At 64.1% G+C, this 19,051-nt stretch carries 18 protein-coding genes and 1 tRNA gene; 5 read left to right on the top strand and 14 right to left on the bottom strand.

Annotated elements, in window-relative coordinates:
- Position 1: 1 nt before the first annotated feature.
- Positions 2–1,303 carry a serine hydroxymethyltransferase gene (gene glyA, locus VVR85_RS03400; protein WP_368519557.1) on the bottom strand — a complete coding sequence of 434 codons (1,302 nt, stop codon included), beginning with the start codon at positions 1,301–1,303 and terminating at the stop codon, positions 2–4.
- A 193-nt stretch (positions 1,304–1,496) separates the two neighbouring features.
- Between glyA and coaA the strand changes: the two genes are divergently transcribed.
- Positions 1,497–2,423: a type I pantothenate kinase gene (gene coaA, locus VVR85_RS03395; protein WP_368519556.1), complete on the top strand. Its 927-nt coding sequence runs from the start codon at positions 1,497–1,499 to the stop codon at positions 2,421–2,423.
- A 27-nt stretch (positions 2,424–2,450) separates the two neighbouring features.
- Here the strand turns inward: coaA and VVR85_RS03390 are convergent, their stop codons facing one another.
- The 3 genes from VVR85_RS03390 to mca form a co-directional block, all read right to left on the bottom strand.
- A complete protein-coding gene (locus tag VVR85_RS03390; protein WP_368519555.1) occupies positions 2,451–3,221 on the bottom strand; it encodes an isoprenyl transferase in 771 nt (256 codons plus the stop codon).
- Between the two features lie 52 nt (positions 3,222–3,273).
- A complete protein-coding gene (locus VVR85_RS03385) occupies positions 3,274–3,582 on the bottom strand; it encodes a hypothetical protein (RefSeq protein WP_368519554.1) in 309 nt (102 codons plus the stop codon).
- An 85-nt stretch (positions 3,583–3,667) separates the two neighbouring features.
- A complete protein-coding gene (gene mca, locus VVR85_RS03380; protein ID WP_368519553.1) occupies positions 3,668–4,558 on the bottom strand; it encodes a mycothiol conjugate amidase Mca in 891 nt (296 codons plus the stop codon).
- A gap of 163 nt (positions 4,559–4,721) precedes the next feature.
- Here mca and VVR85_RS03375 point away from each other — a divergent pair, with 163 nt between their 5' ends.
- The 3 genes from VVR85_RS03375 (at position 4,722) to VVR85_RS03365 (ending at position 6,508) form a co-directional block, all read left to right on the top strand.
- The gene (locus tag VVR85_RS03375; RefSeq protein ID WP_368519552.1) at positions 4,722–5,225 is read left to right on the top strand and encodes a DUF4307 domain-containing protein; all 504 of its coding nucleotides are present in this window, start codon (positions 4,722–4,724) and stop codon (positions 5,223–5,225) included.
- 222 nt (positions 5,226–5,447) lie between these two features.
- Positions 5,448–5,972 carry a transcription elongation factor GreA gene (greA, locus tag VVR85_RS03370; RefSeq protein WP_368519551.1) on the top strand — a complete coding sequence of 175 codons (525 nt, stop codon included), beginning with the start codon at positions 5,448–5,450 and terminating at the stop codon, positions 5,970–5,972.
- A gap of 44 nt (positions 5,973–6,016) precedes the next feature.
- Positions 6,017–6,508 (top strand): hypothetical protein, encoded by a 492-nt coding sequence (locus tag VVR85_RS03365; protein WP_368519550.1) that lies wholly within the window; start codon positions 6,017–6,019, stop codon positions 6,506–6,508.
- A gap of 95 nt (positions 6,509–6,603) precedes the next feature.
- Here VVR85_RS03365 and VVR85_RS03360 read toward each other — a convergent pair whose 3' ends face one another.
- The 4 genes from VVR85_RS03360 to VVR85_RS03345 all read right to left on the bottom strand — a co-directional run bounded on the left by VVR85_RS03360 (position 6,604) and on the right by VVR85_RS03345 (position 11,280).
- Entirely contained in the window at positions 6,604–8,397 is a 1,794-nt protein-coding gene (locus tag VVR85_RS03360) for a hypothetical protein (RefSeq protein WP_368519549.1), read from the bottom strand.
- The gene (locus VVR85_RS03355; RefSeq protein WP_368519548.1) at positions 8,397–8,987 is read right to left on the bottom strand and encodes a DUF3558 family protein; all 591 of its coding nucleotides are present in this window, start codon (positions 8,985–8,987) and stop codon (positions 8,397–8,399) included. Before VVR85_RS03355 ends, VVR85_RS03360 begins: the two co-directional genes overlap by 1 nt.
- Positions 8,988–9,733: 746 nt before the next feature.
- The gene (locus VVR85_RS03350; RefSeq protein WP_368519547.1) at positions 9,734–10,528 is read right to left on the bottom strand and encodes a Bax inhibitor-1/YccA family protein; all 795 of its coding nucleotides are present in this window, start codon (positions 10,526–10,528) and stop codon (positions 9,734–9,736) included.
- Positions 10,529–10,644: 116 nt separating this feature from the next.
- Complete coding sequence (locus tag VVR85_RS03345; RefSeq protein ID WP_368519789.1) at positions 10,645–11,280, bottom strand: hypothetical protein; 636 nt, start codon at positions 11,278–11,280, stop codon at positions 10,645–10,647.
- Positions 11,281–11,613: 333 nt separating this feature from the next.
- Between VVR85_RS03345 and VVR85_RS03340 the strand changes: the two genes are divergently transcribed.
- Positions 11,614–13,182 carry an esterase-like activity of phytase family protein gene (locus tag VVR85_RS03340; RefSeq protein WP_368519546.1) on the top strand — a complete coding sequence of 523 codons (1,569 nt, stop codon included), beginning with the start codon at positions 11,614–11,616 and terminating at the stop codon, positions 13,180–13,182.
- Positions 13,183–13,338: 156 nt separating this feature from the next.
- Here the strand turns inward: VVR85_RS03340 and VVR85_RS03335 are convergent, their stop codons facing one another.
- From VVR85_RS03335 to eno, 6 genes are all read right to left on the bottom strand, one after another.
- Complete coding sequence (locus VVR85_RS03335) at positions 13,339–14,793, bottom strand: DHA2 family efflux MFS transporter permease subunit (protein ID WP_368519545.1); 1,455 nt, start codon at positions 14,791–14,793, stop codon at positions 13,339–13,341.
- Between the two features lie 332 nt (positions 14,794–15,125).
- Positions 15,126–15,202, bottom strand: a tRNA-Leu gene (locus VVR85_RS03330).
- Positions 15,203–15,310: 108 nt separating this feature from the next.
- Positions 15,311–16,282, bottom strand: coding sequence for an exopolyphosphatase (locus VVR85_RS03325; RefSeq protein ID WP_368519544.1), 972 nt, complete (start codon positions 16,280–16,282; stop codon positions 15,311–15,313).
- A gap of 62 nt (positions 16,283–16,344) precedes the next feature.
- Positions 16,345–16,890: a DUF501 domain-containing protein gene (locus tag VVR85_RS03320; RefSeq protein WP_368519543.1), complete on the bottom strand. Its 546-nt coding sequence runs from the start codon at positions 16,888–16,890 to the stop codon at positions 16,345–16,347.
- Between the two features lie 46 nt (positions 16,891–16,936).
- Positions 16,937–17,590 (bottom strand): septum formation initiator family protein, encoded by a 654-nt coding sequence (locus VVR85_RS03315; protein ID WP_368519542.1) that lies wholly within the window; start codon positions 17,588–17,590, stop codon positions 16,937–16,939.
- Positions 17,591–17,759: 169 nt separating this feature from the next.
- The gene (gene eno, locus VVR85_RS03310; RefSeq protein ID WP_368519541.1) at positions 17,760–19,037 is read right to left on the bottom strand and encodes a phosphopyruvate hydratase; all 1,278 of its coding nucleotides are present in this window, start codon (positions 19,035–19,037) and stop codon (positions 17,760–17,762) included.
- Positions 19,038–19,051 lie beyond the last annotated feature (14 nt).

Below are 19,051 nucleotides of genomic sequence, written 5' to 3'. Positions count from 1 at the left end.
CTTAGAGCAGCTTCCAGTCCTCGAGTCCCTCGTACAGCGGGAACTGCTTGGTAATCTCCTCCACGCGGGCGCGCAGCGCCTGCTTGTCCGCCTTATCGCCTTCCACCAGAGTGGTGGCGATGATGTCGGCGACCTCAGTGAAGGCCTCCGCGTCCAGGCCACGGGTGGCCAGCGCCGGCGTACCGATGCGCAGGCCCGAAGTCACCATCGGCGGGCGCGGATCGTTCGGCACGGCGTTGCGGTTGACGGTAATGCCGACCTCGTGCAGCAGGTCCTCCGCCTGCTGACCATCGACCTCCGAGTTGCGCAGGTCGACCAGCACCAGGTGCACATCGGTGCCGCCGGTGAGCACGTCGATGCCCGCGCCCTTGGCGTCGTCCTGGGTCAGGCGCTCGGCGATAATCTTCGCGCCCTCCAGGGTGCGCTCCTGGCGCTCCTTGAACTCCGGGGTGCCGGCGATCTTCATGGCGATGGCCTTGGCCGCGATGACGTGCATCAGCGGGCCGCCCTGCTGGCCCGGGAAGACGTTCGAGTTCAGCTTCTTGGCGAGCTCCTGCTTGGCCAGGATTATGCCGGAGCGCGGGCCGCCCAGGGTCTTGTGGACGGTGGTGGTGACCACGTCTGCATACGGCACCGGCGACGGGTGCAGGCCGGCCGCGACCAGGCCCGCGAAGTGGGCCATATCGACCCACAGGTAAGCGCCGACCTCGTCGGCGATCTCGCGGAAGCGCTGGAAGTCCTGGGTGCGCGGGTAGGCGGACCAGCCGGCGATGATGACCTTCGGCTTGACCTCCAGGGCCTGCTCGCGCAGCTTGTCCATGTCGATGCGCATGGTCTCCGGGTCCACCTCGTAGGCGGCGACGTCGTAGAGCTTGCCGGAGAAGTTCAGCTTCATGCCGTGGGTCAGGTGGCCGCCGTGGGCCAGGGACAGGCCGAGGATCTTGTCGCCCGGCTCGGCCAGCGCGGCCAGGACCGCGGCGTTGGCCTGGGCGCCGGAGTGCGGCTGCACGTTGGCGAACTCCGCGCCGAAGATTTCCTTCGCCCGGTCGCGCGCCAGGTCCTCGACCACGTCGACGTGCTCACAGCCGCCGTAGTAGCGGCGACCCGGGTAGCCCTCCGCGTACTTGTTGGTCAGCACCGAGCCCTGGGCCTGCAGGACCGCGCGCGGGACGAAGTTCTCGGAGGCAATCATCTCCAGGGTGTCTCGCTGTCGGGCGAGCTCACCGGTGATCGCCGCGTGCGTGTCCGGATCCAGCTCACGCAGCTCCTGGTAGCGAACGTCCGCGTTATTCGAAGCAGTCATAGAAATTCTTCCGTACCTTCCTTGTGGGGCTAAACTCACCCGCCACTCCCCGGCCCGCTCAAAAGCCGAACGCCCCGGGGTTGTATTAGGCGTGCCACTTATCTTAACGAAAGTGAGTACTTTCCCGTTTAGTTCGGCGTTTCCCGCTACCCGTTTACACCCGCTTGGAGGGAGCTTTGGAACAATAGGGGCTATGGCGCGCACGCATGACCCCAGCCCCTACCTGAACTTCGACCGAGATTCCTGGCGCGAGCTGCGCAAATCTATGCCCCAGGTGCTGACCGAAGAAGAGGTAGCCAAGCTATCCGGCCTCGGGGAGAACATCGACCTTAACGAGGTCGCAGACGTCTACCTGCCGCTGTCGCGTCTCATCCACATGCAGGTCGAGGCCCGGCAGAAGCTCACGGCCGCCACCGAACAATTCCTGGGCAATCCGCCCGCCAACGTCCCGTTCGTCATCGGCGTGGCTGGCTCCGTGGCCGTCGGCAAGTCCACCACCGCGCGCCTGCTCCAGGTGCTGTTGCAGCGCTGGGAGCACCACCCGAAGGTCAGCCTGGTGACCACCGACGGCTTCCTCTACCCCACCAAGGTGCTCAAGGAACGCGGCCTGATGCAACGCAAGGGCTTCCCCGAGTCCTATAACCGGCGCGCGCTGCTGCGCTTTGTCACCGAGGTCAAGTCCGGCGCCGCGCAGGTCAAGGCCCCCGTCTACTCCCACGTGGTCTACGACATCCTGCCGGACGAGCAGCAGGTCATCGAGCAGCCCGACATCCTCATCCTGGAAGGCCTCAACGTGCTGCAGACCGGCCCGACGCTAATGGTCTCCGACCTGATCGATTTCTCGGTCTACGTCGACGCCCGCACCAGCGTCATCGAACAGTGGTACATCGATCGCTTCCTGCGGCTGCGCCACACGGCCTTCCGCAAGCCGGGCGCTCACTTCGCCCACTACGCCGGGCTGGAAGACCCCGAGGCCGCGGCCCAGGCCCGCGAGATCTGGCAGTCGATTAACCTGCCCAACCTGGTAGAAAACATCCTGCCGACCCGCGTGCGGGCCTCCCTGGTGCTCACCAAGGGCCCGAACCACCTGGTCGAGCAAGTGCGCATGCGCAAGCTTTAAACAAAACTCCGCGCTGAACTCCCCGTCCTACTTGCCGAAGCGGCGGGAGCGCTGCGAATAGTCACGCAGCGCGCGCAGGAAGTCGAGCTTGCGGAAGGCCGGCCAGTACGTGTCCGTGAACCAGATTTCGGAATAGGCCGCCTGCCAGAGCAGGAAGCCGGACAGGCGCTGCTCGCCCGAAGTGCGGATGACCAGGTCCGGGTCCGGCAGCCCCTTGGTGTAGAGGTGGTGCGAGATGGACTCGGCGGTCACGCGCTCAGCCATCTCCTCCGCGGTCGTGCCCTCGGCCGCCTCCGCGCGCACCAAGTCTTGGACGGCGTCGACGATCTCCTGCCGGCCGCCGTAGCCGACGGCCACGTTGACGATGACCCCGGAGTTATCCTGCGTCTTTTCGGCGGCCTGACGCATGCGATCGACGACGGGGTCCGGCAGTAGGTCTAAGTGCCCGACCAAGCGGACCTGGCAGCCCAGATCGCCCGTCGAGAGGGTCTCTACCACATCCGAGATGATGTCGAAGAGGAGCTTGACCTCCGCCTCCTGGCGCTTGAGGTTTTCCGTCGAAAGCAGATAAATAGTGACAACTTCCACCTCGGTATCGGCGCACCAAGAGATCATCTCGCCGATCTTCTTGGCCCCCTGCCGGTGCCCGTGGCTGATGTCGGTAAAACCAGCTTCCCGTGCCCACCGGCGGTTGCCGTCCGCCATGATCGCGACGTGCTTAGGCTGGGGTTTGCCCTTGAGCCCCCGCAGGAGCCGGGCTTCGTAGAGCGGGTAGAGCAAAGCTGGCACGAAATTCACGCCCTTAGTGTAGCTGGCTATTGCCTCTCTCGAGCCAAATGCGGTTGAATGTCTAGAATTTCGAGGACTTGCGACGGTCGAGGACCCCGGCCTCTGCCATGGCCGCGTCCAGCGTCTCCTTGTCGAAGGGATCGATGCCGTGCGCCTCGGCAAAGAGGGTGCGGCGGCGGAAACGGGAGTAGCGGCGGTGGAAGAACCACCCCGCCATGATGACGAAGACGCCCATGATGGCGAGGATCAGCAGGCCGATGGGCGAGGCCTTACCGAACTCCGGCCCGACCGGGCCGTCGGAGCCGCCCTGGGCCAGCAGCATGAAGCTGGGGTCGCTGGCGGCGTAAATCACGTGATCGCTGATACTCATAGGGGCTTCGTCCTCCTGGTTAGAAATGCCCGATAGGTTCAATAATACTGCTCACTACGCGGGGCAAGAAGCGTGTGCTGCGCGGTTAGCGTTCGCTGTCCGCAGAAATCCCGGCGAACAAGTCGTTTTCCGGCAGCGACGTGGACACCCGCGTGCGCGCCAGCTCGAATTCCTCGGTCGGCCAGTATTTCTGCTGCACCGCAACCGGGGTCGCGAGGAAAGCGCCGGCCGGGTCAATCTGCGTCGCGTGCGCCCGCAGGGCGGCCTCGCGGTTGGCAAAGTACTCACTACATTCTACCTGAGTGGTAACCCTGGCCATAATATCGCCGAAGCCTTCGTCCCAGCGCGCCATCATCGGGGCGTACGGGCTGGTCTTGCCCTCCTTGAGCAGCATCTCGTGGAAGATCTTCATCCGCTGGTAGATAAACCCGTGGGAGTAGTACAGCTTCAGCGGCTCCCAGGCCTCGCCGAGCTCCGGGTGGTAGCCCGGATCCCCGGCCTTTTCCCACGCGATCATCGAGGCCCGGTGCACCATCAGGTGATCCGGGTGCGGGTAGCCGCCGTTCTCGTCGTAGGTGACGATGACGTGGGGGCGGAAGGAGCGGATGACGCGGACGAATTCCTGGGCCACCACGGCATCGTCCAGCGCGGCGAAGCAGCCCTCCGGCAGTAGCGCCTGGATGTCCTCGGTCCACGGGTCCCCGGGCAGGCCGGAGTCGACGTGGCCGAGCCAGTGGTGCTTAACGCCCAGCGCCTGGGCGGCAGCGGCCATCTCCTCGCGGCGGACCTGCTTCATCCGCTCCTTAATGCCCGGCTTGTCCATCGCCGGGTTGATGATGTCGCCGCGCTCGCCACCGGTACAGGTCAACACCAGCACCTCGTCGCCTTCGGCGGCGTACTTGGCGGTGGTGGCCGCGCCCTTCGATGACTCGTCATCCGGGTGGGCGTGAATAGCTAACAGACGCAATCCAGTCACGTGCTAAAACATCCTCAATCGTAGATTTACCGTCCGGCTCAGATCCGGTGCGTGGCGCCCGCGTGCGGGGCGCGAACGTTCAACCGCCTGAGCCTATGCGGATCTATCCTAAGCGATGACGGCGAATTCCCGAACGCCGGGCACTCTGACTAGACTGTGGCTCATGAGTTCCGGAGGAGACCAGCGCGCCCCGCGTGGGGCATCGGCAGCACGGCCCACGAGCACGGTCCTGTCGGCCCGCTACGGCGGCACCCGCACCCGCACCGCCCCGAAGGATTTCACGGGCAAGGCAATCGCCCTCGTCATCGGCGCGATCATCCTGGCCATGATCTTCTACGGCGTGCAGTATTTCATGCAGCAAGAAAAGGTCAACGCGGAAATCTCCTACGTCACCCACGAAATCCGCGACGATCACACCCTGCGCGTGTGGGCGGATGTCACCCGCAACTCCCCTGACGAGGCCGCATACTGCATCGTCCAGGCCTATGACTACTCCAAGGCCGAGGTCGGCCGGCGCGAAATCCCCATCCCTGCCAACGGTAAGGACAGCATGCGCATCGCGGTCGATATCCCCACCAATGACCGCGCCGTCGCCGGCGGCGTCTACGGCTGCTCGAGCCAGATCCCGGCCTACCTCGACGTCGACAACCCCGAATACGCCGAATAATCCCGGCTCCCACGCCGCTACCGTTACTCCGCCGTGCGGCGGGACCCGCTGGCCCCAGTCTTGGGGGACGCACACAAGTGCGGCCTAGCCGCTGTGCTAAAATTCGGGGCGCTACGTGGGTCGACCGTGCCTGTTTCTTTTTCGCCGGCCGACCCCACCATTTACCACCGGCCAGGTAGTGGCACGGTGAACAATCTGAGATGAATTTAGGGAAGGTGCACCATGGCTGAACAGCAAAAGCAGTACATCACGCCGGAGACCAAGGCCAAGCTGGAGGCAGAGCTCCAGGAGCTTATCGATCACCGCCCCGTCGTTGCCGCCGAGATCAACGAGCGCCGCGAAGAGGGCGACCTCAAGGAGAACGCCGGCTACGACGCCGCCCGTGAGATGCAGGACCAGGAAGAGGCCCGCATCAAGCAGATCTCCGAGGTGCTGGCCAACTCCACCACGGAGCGCTCCGGCGTCGAGGAGGGCGTGGCCCACATCGGTTCCGTGGTGCACGTCTACTACAACGGCGACGAGGACGACAAGGAAACCTTCCTCATCGGTACCCGCGCTGCCGCCTCCGACAACAAGGACCTGGAGACCTACTCTGAGCAGTCCCCGCTGGGCGCTGCCATCCTGGGCGCTCACGAGGGTGAGACCCGCGAATACACCGCTCCGAGCGGCAAGACCAATTCGGTCACGATCCTGTCGGCCAAGCCGTATGATTCTGCTAAGGCCGCTACCCCGCGCCAGCAGTCTTAATCCACATTTCTGCGATCCCCCTAACTCAGAAAAGAGCACTCCCCATGAAGAAGTTTTCTCGCCTCGCTACCGCCGGCCTCGCCGTAGTCTCCGCCCTGGGCCTTGCTGCCTGCCACCCGCCGCACGAGAACCCGTCCGAGGAGAAGATCGACAACGCCTCGACCTTCACCGACCGCGCTGAGCCGTCCAGCTCCGCCGCCGAGTCCGGCGCGGGTTCTTCCGCCAGCACCACCGCTGAGCCCTCCTCGGCTCAGCCGACCCTGGCCGCGGCCGGCGCCCCGCGCCACCTGACCTGCGAGTCCATCGCCGTCGCTGAGCCGGATTCCATCGCTCTGGACTGCGAGGACACCACCGACTCCATCACCAACATCGAGTGGACCGAGTGGGACAATGACTCCGCCCGCGGCACCGGCACCCGCGCCGGCGGCGCCAACACCGAAGAGGTCGAGGTCGTCCTCTCCCGCCCGGCCGAGTCCCCGCAGGGCCTGACCTTCACGGAGATCACCGTCGACGGCGAAGTCGTCGGCGAGAACTAATCTCCCCCTAAACACCACCGCCCCGCCGGAGTACACACGCACTCCCGCGGGGCGGTTTTGTTGTCCAGCTAAGGGACTAAAAGACCTAACAGAACCTAGTCTTCGCGCACCCAGGCACCAATAACGCCGGGGACGACCGCCGGCCGCTGGCCCAGCAGCGCTAGCCGGTTCGGGTCCTTTTCGACCTCGGTTACGACCGCGCGCACCGACCGCGAGGACTCCTTCGACGAGTGTCCCCCGCGGTGCATGCCCATCATGGGCGCCATTCCGCGGCCGATGCCTCCTGCCCGGCCATTCTGCGACGCCCCGGCCGCAGCCTTGTTGGCTTGCTGCGCCGGGCTCTGCCCGTAGGCACCGCCGGCACCCGAACCAGCCCCGGCACCAGCGCCCAGGCCACCGCCGGCCGCTCCCGGGACACCAGCGATGCCAGCAGCCCCCGGCACCCCGCCGCGCAGGCCACCGCGCGCTCCGGCTGAACCATGGCCGGAACCGCCGGCCGCACCCGGCGCCGCCGTGGTCATCCCTCCGAAGGCACTCCCCGGCAAGAAGGCCGCCCCGCGGTTGCTTCCGGCCAGGCCACCGCCCGCTGCCCCAATCCCCGGTCGACCGGCGCCTGGTGCGGCCCACGCCCCGGCCGGGGTGACAGTGCCCGGCGCACCGGCCGGTGTCGCTACACCACCTGCTGCCGATGCACCCGGCACCACCGCGCCCGGCATACTCGGCGCCGCCACGTTGGCCGCGTGCGTTGCCATCTGCCCGCCACTGAACGCCGAATCCCCGGCCGGAATCAGCCCGTGGTCGGCCAGCCACTGGCTGCCGCGGTGGGCGGCATCGCGCATCTCCTGCCGCGTCGCGGCGTCCAGGCCCACCCCGTCGACCGCACTAATCTGGCCGTCTGCGACTTCGAAGGAGCCCGGGCCCACGCCCGGGCGGTTCATAAGCTCCTGCATCTGCTGTGGCAGTGTGACTCCCTCGGTGGAATAGCGCTGCCCGTTTCCATCCACGGCCCCCATCCCCAAGTGCAGGTCCCCACCACCGCTGGCCGGGGCCTGGTCCATCAGGCTGCGCTGGATCGGCATGGACTGCAGCACAATATTCTGCAAAGTCCCCTGGTGCTTGAGCAGCATCGCCTGCTCCGCCGCTTTCCGCGCCACCGGATCCGGGATGGCAAGAACCGTACCCCAGTCAACCGACGCCACCACCTGGTCAGCTTGCAGGCCCGCCAGCATGGTCGAGTTCTTCCCAGCCATCACCGTCGCATTAGCCGCGAACTGCCGACCCGTGGCCGCGACCTCCCGAATCTTGGCCGCGGCCCGATCCGTGGTCTCCGACTGGTTGCGCGACTGCAACTGCCCCGCCAGCGCATCCATCTCGTTGGAAATCCCATTGACCCGCGACGCGAACTGCTGCCAGCGGTGAATCGTGTTGCTAATCCGGCCCATATTCGTAAACAAGAAGCCCTGGACCAGACCAAACAGCGACGACCCCGTATTTACCACCGGCGGCACAAAGCTAAACGGACTGTAGCCCGGCTCCGGCTGGTTCACAATCGGCATCGCCGACTTGCCTACCGCCCCGCCAGCATCCGCAATATCCAGGCCATGAGCATTCGCATCTTCCTGCTGTTCGAAACCCTGGGCCTCATCCCCCAGCACCGATGCCATCCAGCCCAACTGGCCCGCAAACTTTTCCAAAGTACTAAACGCCGACGCCGGGTCCATATGCACCGCCCGCCCGTGGATATCCCCCGCCCGGTCAATGCCAGTAATGGGCGAGAAGCCGAAGTCTAAGACGTCGAAACCGAAACTATTTAACTGGCTAACTCTTTCTCGAAGCCTCCGCATGGACTCAGAAGCCATCTCGAGCTCGCGGACGTCGATGTAAAACATTAAGTTAACCCCGCCAATCCCTTGATTCCTACTTCAGCTCCTTCGCAAGCTTGAGCCGTGGTCTCTTTTTCTAATGAAGTTCTTACTAACACTATTGTCCCTCCGATAGTATCTAGATACGCGATACAAGAATTCCCCGCCGATTCTTCACTCGTCTCAAGATAGAGACCATCGACTTCCTCGTCTTTCATCTCTTTGTTTTGAGGAGAAAATTCTTGAGAAGCCAGTGTTACTACTACATCTCGCTCCTCTCCCTCCACGAAGCTACAAACTAGCTCTCCCCAGTAACCTTCCTCGGGCTTCCCAAATCCAGCTTCCGTGAATTCTTCCTGGGTGATTTCCTGACAAGGTTTAAAGAGCTCAAACCCCGGGTCCATGGCATCCGGCTCCCCTAGTGGAGGAAGCAAGGACTTCGTGGACTCGGAGTTTGAGCTGTGGGGTTCTGCGTCGGATGCAACATCCGCGGGCTCGGACGCCGCCCCCTCGGCACCAATGGTGTTGTGCTCATCCTCGGCAGAAAGCTCCGAGCCTGTTTCAGAGAAACCGACTCCGGAACAACCCCCGGCGAGAAAGGCTGTGGCTAGTGCCACGCTGCTCAGTACCTTTCTAACCATGTGATCCCCCCGATCTTTCTGCGTGCCCCACCTCAACGTGTGAGACCGCCACCCCAGCAACAAAAGCTACCCCGAGCTTGGCTTTTATTACCGGGGCGAAGCACTTGGAAGCTCCTTGTCGGCTCTCCCTCGTGCCCCTTAGCGGCGGCCTCGGTACCCAGTTTGCATGAACATCGAAATTTTGTCTTCCCGAGCCGTCAAACTTTTTTCTGCGGCCGGTTTCAGCTGGTGTCTGCGCGCTAGTCCTTTTACAGAAAGTTGACAGCGTAGGTGCAGGCCATTTGCGGTTTGAAAACTGCATGAAAGTGAGCCACTCCATGTTCAAACCAACTGGCGCTTGAAGAAACGGGTGTACCCGGAATTACATAGATGTCATAAGCCTGCGGGGAATTCTGCGCTTCTTTCGCAGCTCATGGGGTCTCAACACATGGGCTACCAAAGCCAACCTGTCTAGTGCCTGTAGGTTTATCACAACAGCTTGACTGACATGTCCTGCCATGTCCAGCACTCAGCCACTAATCGCGTGCAATAACGGCGATGCCCAATGAACCCTTCGCGCTCACCGAGAAGCGCGAGCAGCGCACCTGTTGCCAGCCCGTGACCGCGAAGGGCGCACCTGAGCCGCAGAACCGGTAAAACCGGCCAAACCGCGGGGTTGCCGGAAACACAAAACCGCCCCTCCCCAAACGGGGAAAGGCGGTAGGCAGAAAGCGTGGTGCAAGCTAGCGGTTCTGGAAGTAGCTCAGCAGGCGCAGAATCTCGGTGTAGAGCCAGACCAGGGTGACGGCCAGGCCGAGGGCCACGCCCCAGGCGTGCGACGCCGGTGCGTTTGCGCGGATGAGGCGGTCGGCCAGGTCGAAGTCGTTCATGAAGGACAGGGCAGCCAGGACGATGCAGACGATGGAGAAGATGATCGCCAGGGTGCCGCCGTCGCGCAGCGGGTTGTTGCCGGTGAACAGCGCCAGCAGCAGGTTACCGATGACCAGCACGAAGACGCCGATGATGGCGCCGGAGACAATCTTGCGGAAACGCGGGGTGACCTTGACCGCGCCGGTCTTGTAAACGAAGAGCATGCCCAGGAAGACGCCGACGGTGCCCAGGATGGCCTGGCCGATGAGGGCGCCGGCGTCGGAGCCGCCCACGGTGAAGTAGCCGGAAATCAGCAGGGAGAACCCGCCGATGAACAGGCCCTCAAAAGCAGCGTAGATAAGGGTGACGATTGCGGAGTCCCACTTCTTGCCGAAGGTGGCGACCAGAACGGTGATGAAACCGCCGATGCCGCCGACCAGCGTCAGGATCATCGACAGCGAGGCATCACCGGTAACCACGGCGATTCCGAAGTTGACGACTGCCAAGGCGATAATGACGCCGAGCGTGATACCCGTCTTGGTGACGACGTCATCGACAGTCATCGGGCGCTCAGGAGCCTGGCCGTAAGCCTGCGGGTCGTTGTAGCCATTCGAAGATTGTTGCTCCGAAGTGGCAAGCGTGTTCATTACCGGGTTGTTACTGCGCAAGGGAATCCCGCTTCCTTTCCTTTTGGGAATATGTCTAGGAGTCTAGGGTCTGGTCACTAGGATCAACGCGTCGCGTTTCCAGAAAGTTCCCACTCTGTTGACTTATACCCAAAATTCTAGTTGCTCGGTGGCTCCGGGGGTGTGCCGCCACCTTCGCCGGGGCCGCCTTGGCCCGGGCCACCGCCCGCGGCAGGCGTTTGCCCGCCACCGGTGGCCTTGTCGGTGGCATCGACGGGCACATCGATCTCCAGCCGATAACCGGCCGACCTCGAGCCAGATACCGCAGGGGTCTGCGCGTCCCAGCCGTCGGAGAATACGTTGTCGGTTTCCAGGGTTATCTTGTTGGAGTTGTCGAGCGAGCCCGCATAGGTATCGTCGTCGTAACGGGCACGCGCGACCTCTTCCGGCACGACAATCTGCGAGGTCAGCACGGAGTTAGAAGCATCAGTGATCTCATCAATGCTGGTGAATACCTCGAAGTGGATGTGCGGCCAGCGCCCGCTATAGCAGCCCGGGACGATGGAATCGAAGGTCACGGTACCGGCATCGTCAGTGACCTGGACGCCACGCAGCCAGGTTTGATCCGTCACGCCATCGGAATACATGGAGTACTCCCCCGCACCGTTACAGTGCCAGACGTAGACTGCGGCGCCGGCCAGCGGCTGGTTGTCGTTGGTGATGTCGATGAGGTTCATCGTCAGCGTCATCGGCACGCCGTCGACCGAGCCGTTGCCAGCGACGGAGGTGGTCAGGTCACGGCGCTCGACGCCGCTTTCGTCCAGAATGTCGGGACCGTTGGGGCCGTCGCCGGGTCACCATCGCGCGCATGTCTAAAGCGAGTCCCTAATCTTCGATGTCGTCCCCCGGGCGAATGCGTGTAGGCCCCAGAGCAGTTCCAGATAGCTAACCAAGCAGTTACTGAGGCGTGCCTGTATCCAATTTTGGGGCTACAAACTCAGCGTTTGCCTAGTGTTTACCTCGTTGTCGGGCCCCGGCTACCACTGGCACTTAAGGTGTTGTCTGCTCTTTTCTCTCTGTCCCTATAAGCAAGGAACCCTGCCCATGTCTGCAGTTTCCCGCCGTCGTTGGCTACCGGCTACCGTCGCCGCCACGATGACCTTCAGTGCTCTGTCCGTCCCCACCGCCCTGGCGCAGGAGACTCCGAGTCCCCTGTCGTTATCAACGAGGTGGAGTCCAACGGCGACCCAGTCGGTGACTGGGTTGAGCTAGCCAACATCGACGAGGTGAACTCGGTAGACATCAGCGGCTGGTCAATCCTGGATGACGATGACGACCACACCCCAATCGTCTTCCCGGAAGGCACCGAGATTGAATCCGGCGGCTACTTCAGCTTCTACACGGACCTGGAAGACGACGGCTTTGGCCTAGGCGGCAACGACTCGGTTCACCTCTTTGACGCCGAAAGCCAGCTCGTCGAGGAGACCACCTGGGAAGGCCACGCTGCCACCACCTGGGGCCGCGTTCCGGACATGACTGGCGAATTCGCCGTGACCGGCGAGCCGACCCGCGATGCCACCAATATCGCCGAGGGCGAGACCGAGCCGGTTGCGGATACGGAGTGGCCCTTCGACCCGCAGACCATCAAGGACGTTGATCTCGGCGAGGAGTTTGCTATCGAAGACTTCTCCGGCATCGACTTCGACGCCGACGGGCGCGCCTGGGTTGTCAACAACGACGAGGGCGGCCTGCTGGCGCTCGACTACGACGTTGACAGCGGCAGCTACACCGTCGCCGGTCAGTGGAACCTCAAGTACCCGGACGGCAGCGGCCTGCCGGATACCGAGGGCATTACCGTTGCCGAGGACGGCTCCCTCTACGTCGCCACCGAGTGCGACAACGCATCCAACAATGTCTCCCGCCCGTCCGTACTCCACTTCGCTGCGCCGACCAGCGAGGGCGGGGACCTGGCCGCCGAGCAGGAATGGAACCTGTCCGAGTTCACCGGCGAAATCGGCGCCAACTCCGGCCTGGAAGCCATTTCTGCTCTGGGCGGCGGCGAGTTCGCGGTCGGTGTCGAGGCTAACGGCGAGGTCCTCTTCGTCGACCTGTCCGGCGACGCCCCGGTTCTCAAGCAGCGCTACGAGTCCCCCTTCGAAGGCGTCATGGCGCTGGACTACGACGCCGAATCCGGCGTCCTGCGCGCCCTGTGCGACGAGGTCTGCGAAGGCGCGTCCATCGAGCTGACCCAGGCTGACGGCGAGTGGAAGGCAGCCTCCGAGGTCCAGGCCCGTCCGACCGAGATGGACAATGTAGCCAACGAGGGCTTCGCCACCCACACCTTTGCCGGCGAGTGCACCGACGGCAAGCAGGAGGAAACCACCGTCTTCCTCTGGGCCGATGACGGCGTGACCGAAGGTATTCCTTTCCGGGCTGCGGAAAACACCCGCACCACCGATTGCGAGGGCGACCAGGGCCAGGACGACGAGCAGCCGTCTCAGTCCTCCGGCTCCTCTACCTCCTCCGCCTCTTCGGCATCCTCCCTTTCTTCCCTGAGCGGTTCTAGCGTCGGCGGGATCCTCGCAGCCGTGGTCGGCATCATCGCGGTCGTGGGCGGCGCCATGGCCTTCTCCAAGGCTCTGCCGCAGCAGCTGCTCGACCTGCTGCCTGCCCAGGTTCGCCAGTTCCTGAGCTAGTCCGCTCTAGTCCGCCCCGGCTTCCGGCCGGGAGCTAGTGGGTTTAAGCAAACTAAAGACCAGCCTATTGGCTGGTCTTTTCCGTATTCATCAACGCCTGCTGCATCTGCCTCTTAAGGCCTCAGCATTGTTTTTGGGTCTTGCTAGCCGCGGTTTTTAGGCCGGCTCAGCGCTATCCACCGTCTTGACCTCACCGTGGTCCTCGGGCTTGCGCAGGAACAGCGCGGCGATAACAGCGACTACTAGCAGGCCGCCACAGACCATGAAGGCGGTGGCCGCGCCGTCGCCCTGGGCGGCACGGGTGCCTCCCCCGGCACCGGCGACGTGGCCGATGATGGCAATCATCACAGCGATACCGGCCGCGCCAGCCAGCTGGAGCAGGGTGTTGAGGATGGCGGAACCGTGCGAGTAGATTTCGGACGGCAGAGAAGACAACGCCGTGGTGATGAGCGGGGTCAGGGACAGCGCCATGGCGACGCCAAAGATCGTGTACTGCACCACCAGCAGCCAGACCGGGGATTCCTCACTGACCGTGCCCATCCACAGCAGCGCGGCCGCGCCGATCAGGGTGCCGGGGACGACCAGCGGGCGGGGCCCGACGCGGTCGTAGAAGGCGCCGGCAATAGGAGAAAGCACCGTCTCCACCAGGCCGCCCGGCAAGGAGGCCAGGCCGGCGACCAGCGCGGTGGTCAGCAGCGCGCCCTGGAGGTAGAGCGGCAGAGTGTTGGCCATGCCCAGCATCGCGGCCTGGAAGAGCACGATGACGATGATGGCCACGACGAAGTTTTTGACCGTCAGCGGGGTCAGGTCCAGCAGGGCGCGGCCGCTCGGAGCCAGGGCGAGCTGGCGCCAGATAAACAGTGCCAGGCCGATAACGCCGGCGATGGACACACCGATGACGACGCCCGCACCGTCGCCGCCGTCGATGAGCACGCCCACCGAGGACAGGCCGTAGACCAGCCCGCCGAAGGCAATGGCGGAAAGCACCACGGACACGACGTCGAGCGGGGCGCGCTTGAGCTCGCTTACGTTACGCAGCTTCCAGGCCGCAAAGGCCGCGGCGACGGCGACGAGGGCGGCCATGATCCAGAACGTGGTGTGCCAGGTGGATACGGACATCACGGCACCGGCGAACGTCGGTCCCAGGGCCGGGCCGACTGCCATGACGATCGCAATAACGCCCATGACGGTACCGCGCACTTTCGGCGGAACCACGGTCATCACGACGGTCATCTGCAACGGCAGGAGGATAGCGGTACCCACGGCCTGCAGGACACGGCCGCCCAGCAGAATCACGAACGTCGGAGAGAAGGCCGCGACGACAGAACCAATAAGGAAGGCACCGACCGCAAAGAAGTACACCGAACGCGTCGTAAAGCGATCCAGGATCCACCCGGTCATCGGCATCATGATGGCCATGGTCAACAGCACGCCAGTCAGCAGCCATTGCGCGACCGCGGAGGTGACGTCGAATTCCGTCATGATGGACGGCAGGGCCACCGACAGGGCGGTCTCATTCAGCAGCATCACAAATGTGGTCAGTGCGAGCACCGAAATAATGAGCGTGGTCTCCCCTGACAGGGAGCGGGAACGCGGATCGGGCCTGGCCATCCGGCAACCTCCTGGAAAAACAAATTAAAAAGGGCCGCACGCCCCTGACAAGGGGCGGGCGGCATAATCGTGATAAGTCAACAATGCTGGACATTTGCGGCGCTGTCAACTTGAAAAACCAGTTGGCGGGAGCAACGGCTCTGCGACCTGCGGAACTTTTATCGCGCAGGGGCACCCGCCACAGGCGGAGCCCCGGTTCTTGCGATTGGCTCGGCTAGGGGCGCGAAGGGCTGCTACCCCATCAAAATTGCGCAATTTTTCGACACTTTTTGGACACTTTAGAGCCGGAAAGCGCGGTTCCCGTGGTGCCGGCGGAGTGTTTCCGCTGGTAGTGGTGCCCCCAGTGGGACTCGAACCCACACTGAATTGATTTTAAGTCAACTGCCTCTGCCGATTGGGCTATAGGGGCTGTGCAACCCTATTGAGTCTAATTCACAACAGGGCCGGGATGGAAACCGGGTCTCGGTCCCCGTGGCTGGTTGCTTGAGTCCCGTTGCCTAGGCTCCGTTGCGAAGGGCTAGCTGTCTGAGGTATCCATGCCGGCGACCAGGCCAGCGATGATGCCGTCGAGGATGTCTTTTTCGGAGACGACGAAGGAGCGGGCATCGTTGTGCTCCTCGATGAGGTTCATGATCCCCTCGACCGCCACTGAGCCGCCGCCGATGACGTCGGCACGGCCCGGGTGAATCACCGGGTTCAGAGCGCGCTCATCGGCCGGGGTGTGCATGAGCTGGTCCAAAAGCACGCGGAGGGCGTCGAAGCGCAGCTCGGTGCCGTGGATCGCATCGGCGTCGTAGCGCTCCAGCCCCTGGGCCAGCGCCGACAGGGTGGTAAACGTGCCTGCGCAGCCCACGAAGGTCTGGGCCTTATCGACGTTGACGAGCCGGGAGACTTCCTCCATCTTGTCCGCGACGAAGTCCTTGGCGATTTCGATCTCGGTCTCCGAGGGCGGGTCGGAGGGCATGATGCGCTCGGTGATGCGCACGCAGCCCATCTGTGCCGAGTGCGAGCTGTCGATGGTGCCGTCCTCATCGCCGACGATGAACTCCGTGGAGCCGCCGCCCAAGTCGATCACACAGAACGGGGCGCGCTCCGGAGCCAAGTCGCTAACCGCGCCGTTGAAGGACAGCCGCGCCTCCTCTTCCCCGGTGATGACCTCCGCGCAGGCTCCGGGTTCGATCTCGCCGAGGAGCTCCGCGGTCAGGTCGAAAAATTCCTGCTGGTTCTTCGCATCGCGCGTCGCCGAGGTGGCGACCATCCGCACTTTCTTGACCTGCTCGAATTTCATCTGTTGGACGAATTGCTCGAGCGCGTTGCGGGCGCGGCCCAAAGCCTCCTGGGAGATTTCCCCGGTCGCGTCCACGCCTTTGCCCAGGCGGATGATTTCCATAGTCCGGGTTACATCCTTGACTTTGCCGCCGGGCTGCACATCGGAGATAAGCAGGCGGATGGAGTTGGTGCCGCAGTCGATTGCTGCTACGCGAGTCATGCTGGTGTCGTGTCCTTAGGCGAGTTGTTCGAGCGGGTAAACGAGGAGGTTATGGGCCAGTTTTAGGTATTGGAGAAGTCGAACTGTTCCATATCGATGCCCAGGTCGGCCACGCTCGGCCAGTCAGCCGGGATGGCGCTGCCGCGCAGTTCGCCGTGCTCGGCGGCCAGCGCCACTGCCTCCGTACCCAGGCGGAAGTGCTGGGGGCCTTCGGCCAGCGCGTAGGCGATCAGAACGTGCAGGCACTTGACCCGGTCGGGCATCCCGCCGCCGGAGAAATCAGTGCCCAGGTCGGCAATCTTGTTGCGCTCGGCCAGGTAGTGCTCGTGGGCGGCGCGGTAGTCGCAAGCCAAGTCGGCATCGTCAGCCAGTCGCGCTTCCATCCACTTCATGACGTGGGCGACCTCGAGGCGGGAGGCCTCCGCGGTCAGGCGGGGATCCGTCAGGTAGTACAGCGTGGGAAACGGGGTACCGTCCTCCAGCTTGGGGGCGGTCTTGATGACGGCGGGTTGGCCGTCCGGGGTGTAGTAGGAAACTTCCAGCACACCCCGCGGAGTACGGCCCAGTTGCTGGCCGACGGTGGCGAGGTCCTTATCTGTCACGGTCATAGACGCTATTGTCTCACGAACACCCCACCGGCGTGAGCGCGGGGCGCTACTGCGGCGCGTAATCCGCGCCTTGGTCCACGGGATCCGGCTGCTCCGGGGAGTTGTGGGATTCCTCGATGGCCTCCTCCACGGCCGAGGAGACCGGCCCCTCGGAGGTCTCGTCCTGGTTAGCTCCCGTGTCCTTCGGCCCACCGGAAACCACCGAACGCGGCTCTTCGCCCTCGGAGAGCGAGTCCCACAGCACCGCGTACCACGGCTGATCCTCTTCCACGGCGTCCTTGCCGGTAGTCACCGAGTGATCCGGGCTCATCTGCGGGTCCAGGATTCGGTAGGCGGTCTCCCCCGGTTCGATGACTCCCAGGCGCCGGCGGGCTTCCTGCTTGACGAAGTCCTCGTCCTGGTAGTGGTCGATCTCTTCCTGCAGCTGCGCCTTTTCGGCTTCCTTCGCGGCGATGGACTCGTTCAGCCGCGCGATTTCGGAGCGTCCCTGATAGAAGTTGCGCAGCGGCACGGCGATGGCGGCCAGCACCACCACCAGCACGGCGACGATGACGGTAAAGCCGGCGACGTCGAGGCGGTCCGGCTTCCGGTTTGCCTTGGGCCGCGGGCGCGCGGTGGACCGGCCGGAGCGCCCCGCAGAGCGCGACGCTACCGGTACGGTGGTGCGCCGCTTGCTGGGGGTTTTCTTCTCGCGTGCCATATAGGCCACTATCCTAGCGTGACCGCCCCATCGCGCAGCGGCGGCGCGGCGGGGCGAGTGTTAAAAAAGGGGCGCAGTTTAAGACCACGCCCACAGAGCCTGGCGAAGCCCCAAGACGAGTAACGGCCCCGGGGAATACCCGGGGCCGTTACTTAAAATTTAGCTGCGCTTAGCCGTTGAAGCGCGGGAAGGCGGAGCGGCCGGCGTAGACGGCGGCCTCGCCCAGCTCCTGCTCAATGCGCAGCAGCTGGTTGTACTTCGCCACGCGCTCGGAGCGAGCCGGGGCACCGGTCTTGATCTGGCCGCAGCCCAGGGCGACGGCCAGGTCGGCGATGGTGGTGTCCTCGGTCTCGCCGGAGCGGTGGGACATCATGGTGCGGTAGCCGTTGCGGTGAGCCAGGTCCACGGCGTCGAAGGTCTCGGTCAGGGTGCCGATCTGGTTGACCTTGACCAGCAGGGCGTTGGCGGCCTTCTTGTCGATGCCCTCCTGCAGGCGGGCCGGGTTGGTGACGAAGAAGTCGTCGCCGACAATCTGGACCTTCTCGCCGATGGCGGCGGTCAGGGCGGTGTAGCCCTCCCAGTCGTCTTCCTGCAGCGGATCCTCGATGGAGACGATCGGGTAAGCGTCAATGAGCTCCTCGTAGACCTTGGACATCTCCTCCGCGGTGTGCTCGCCACCCTCGAAGTGGTACTTGCCGTCCTGGTAGAACTCGGAGGAGGCAACGTCGAGGGCCAGGGCGATGTCCTTGCCCGGGGTGAAGCCGGCCTTCTCGATGGCCTCCACGATGACGTCGAGCGCCTCCTTGGTGGAGCCGACGGACGGGGCGAAGCCGCCCTCGTCGCCCAGACCGGCGGACAGGCCCTTGTCCTTGAGCACGGACTTGAGGGCGTGGTAGACCTCGGCGCCGGCGCGCAGGGCCTCGGCGAAGGAGTCGAAGTCCAGCGGGGCGATCATGAATTCCTGGACGTCCACGCCGGAGTCAGCGTGGGCGCCGCCGTTGAGGATGTTCATCATCGGCACCGGCAGGATGTGCGCGTTCGGGCCGCCGACGTAGCGGTACAGCGGCAGCGCGGCGGACTCGGCGGCAGCCTTGGCGGCGGCGATCGACACGCCCAGGATGGCGTTCGCGCCCAGGCGGGACTTGTTCTCGGTGCCGTCCAAGTCAATCATGGCCTGGTCGATCAGGCGCTGGTCATCGGCCACGAAGCCGGCCAGCTCATCAGCGATCTCCTCGTTGACGTTCTCGACCGCCTTGGTCACGCCCTTGCCCAGGTAACGGTCGTCGCCGTCACGCAGCTCGTGGGCCTCGTGGACACCGGTGGAAGCACCGGACGGGACGCCGGCGAGCCCGTGGGCACCGTCATCCAGGAAAACTTCCGCCTCCACGGTCGGGTTGCCGCGGGAATCCAGGATTTCGCGTGCGAATACGTGCAGGATATCGGCCATGCTAGAAATTCACT

The sequence above is a fragment of the Corynebacterium sp. LK2590 genome (assembly GCF_040946105.1).
In the GTDB taxonomy this organism is placed as follows: Bacteria; Actinomycetota; Actinomycetes; order Mycobacteriales; family Mycobacteriaceae; genus Corynebacterium.
The sequence above is the reverse complement of the archived record's forward strand: the minus strand, read 5'-3'. Positions and strand labels throughout refer to the sequence as shown.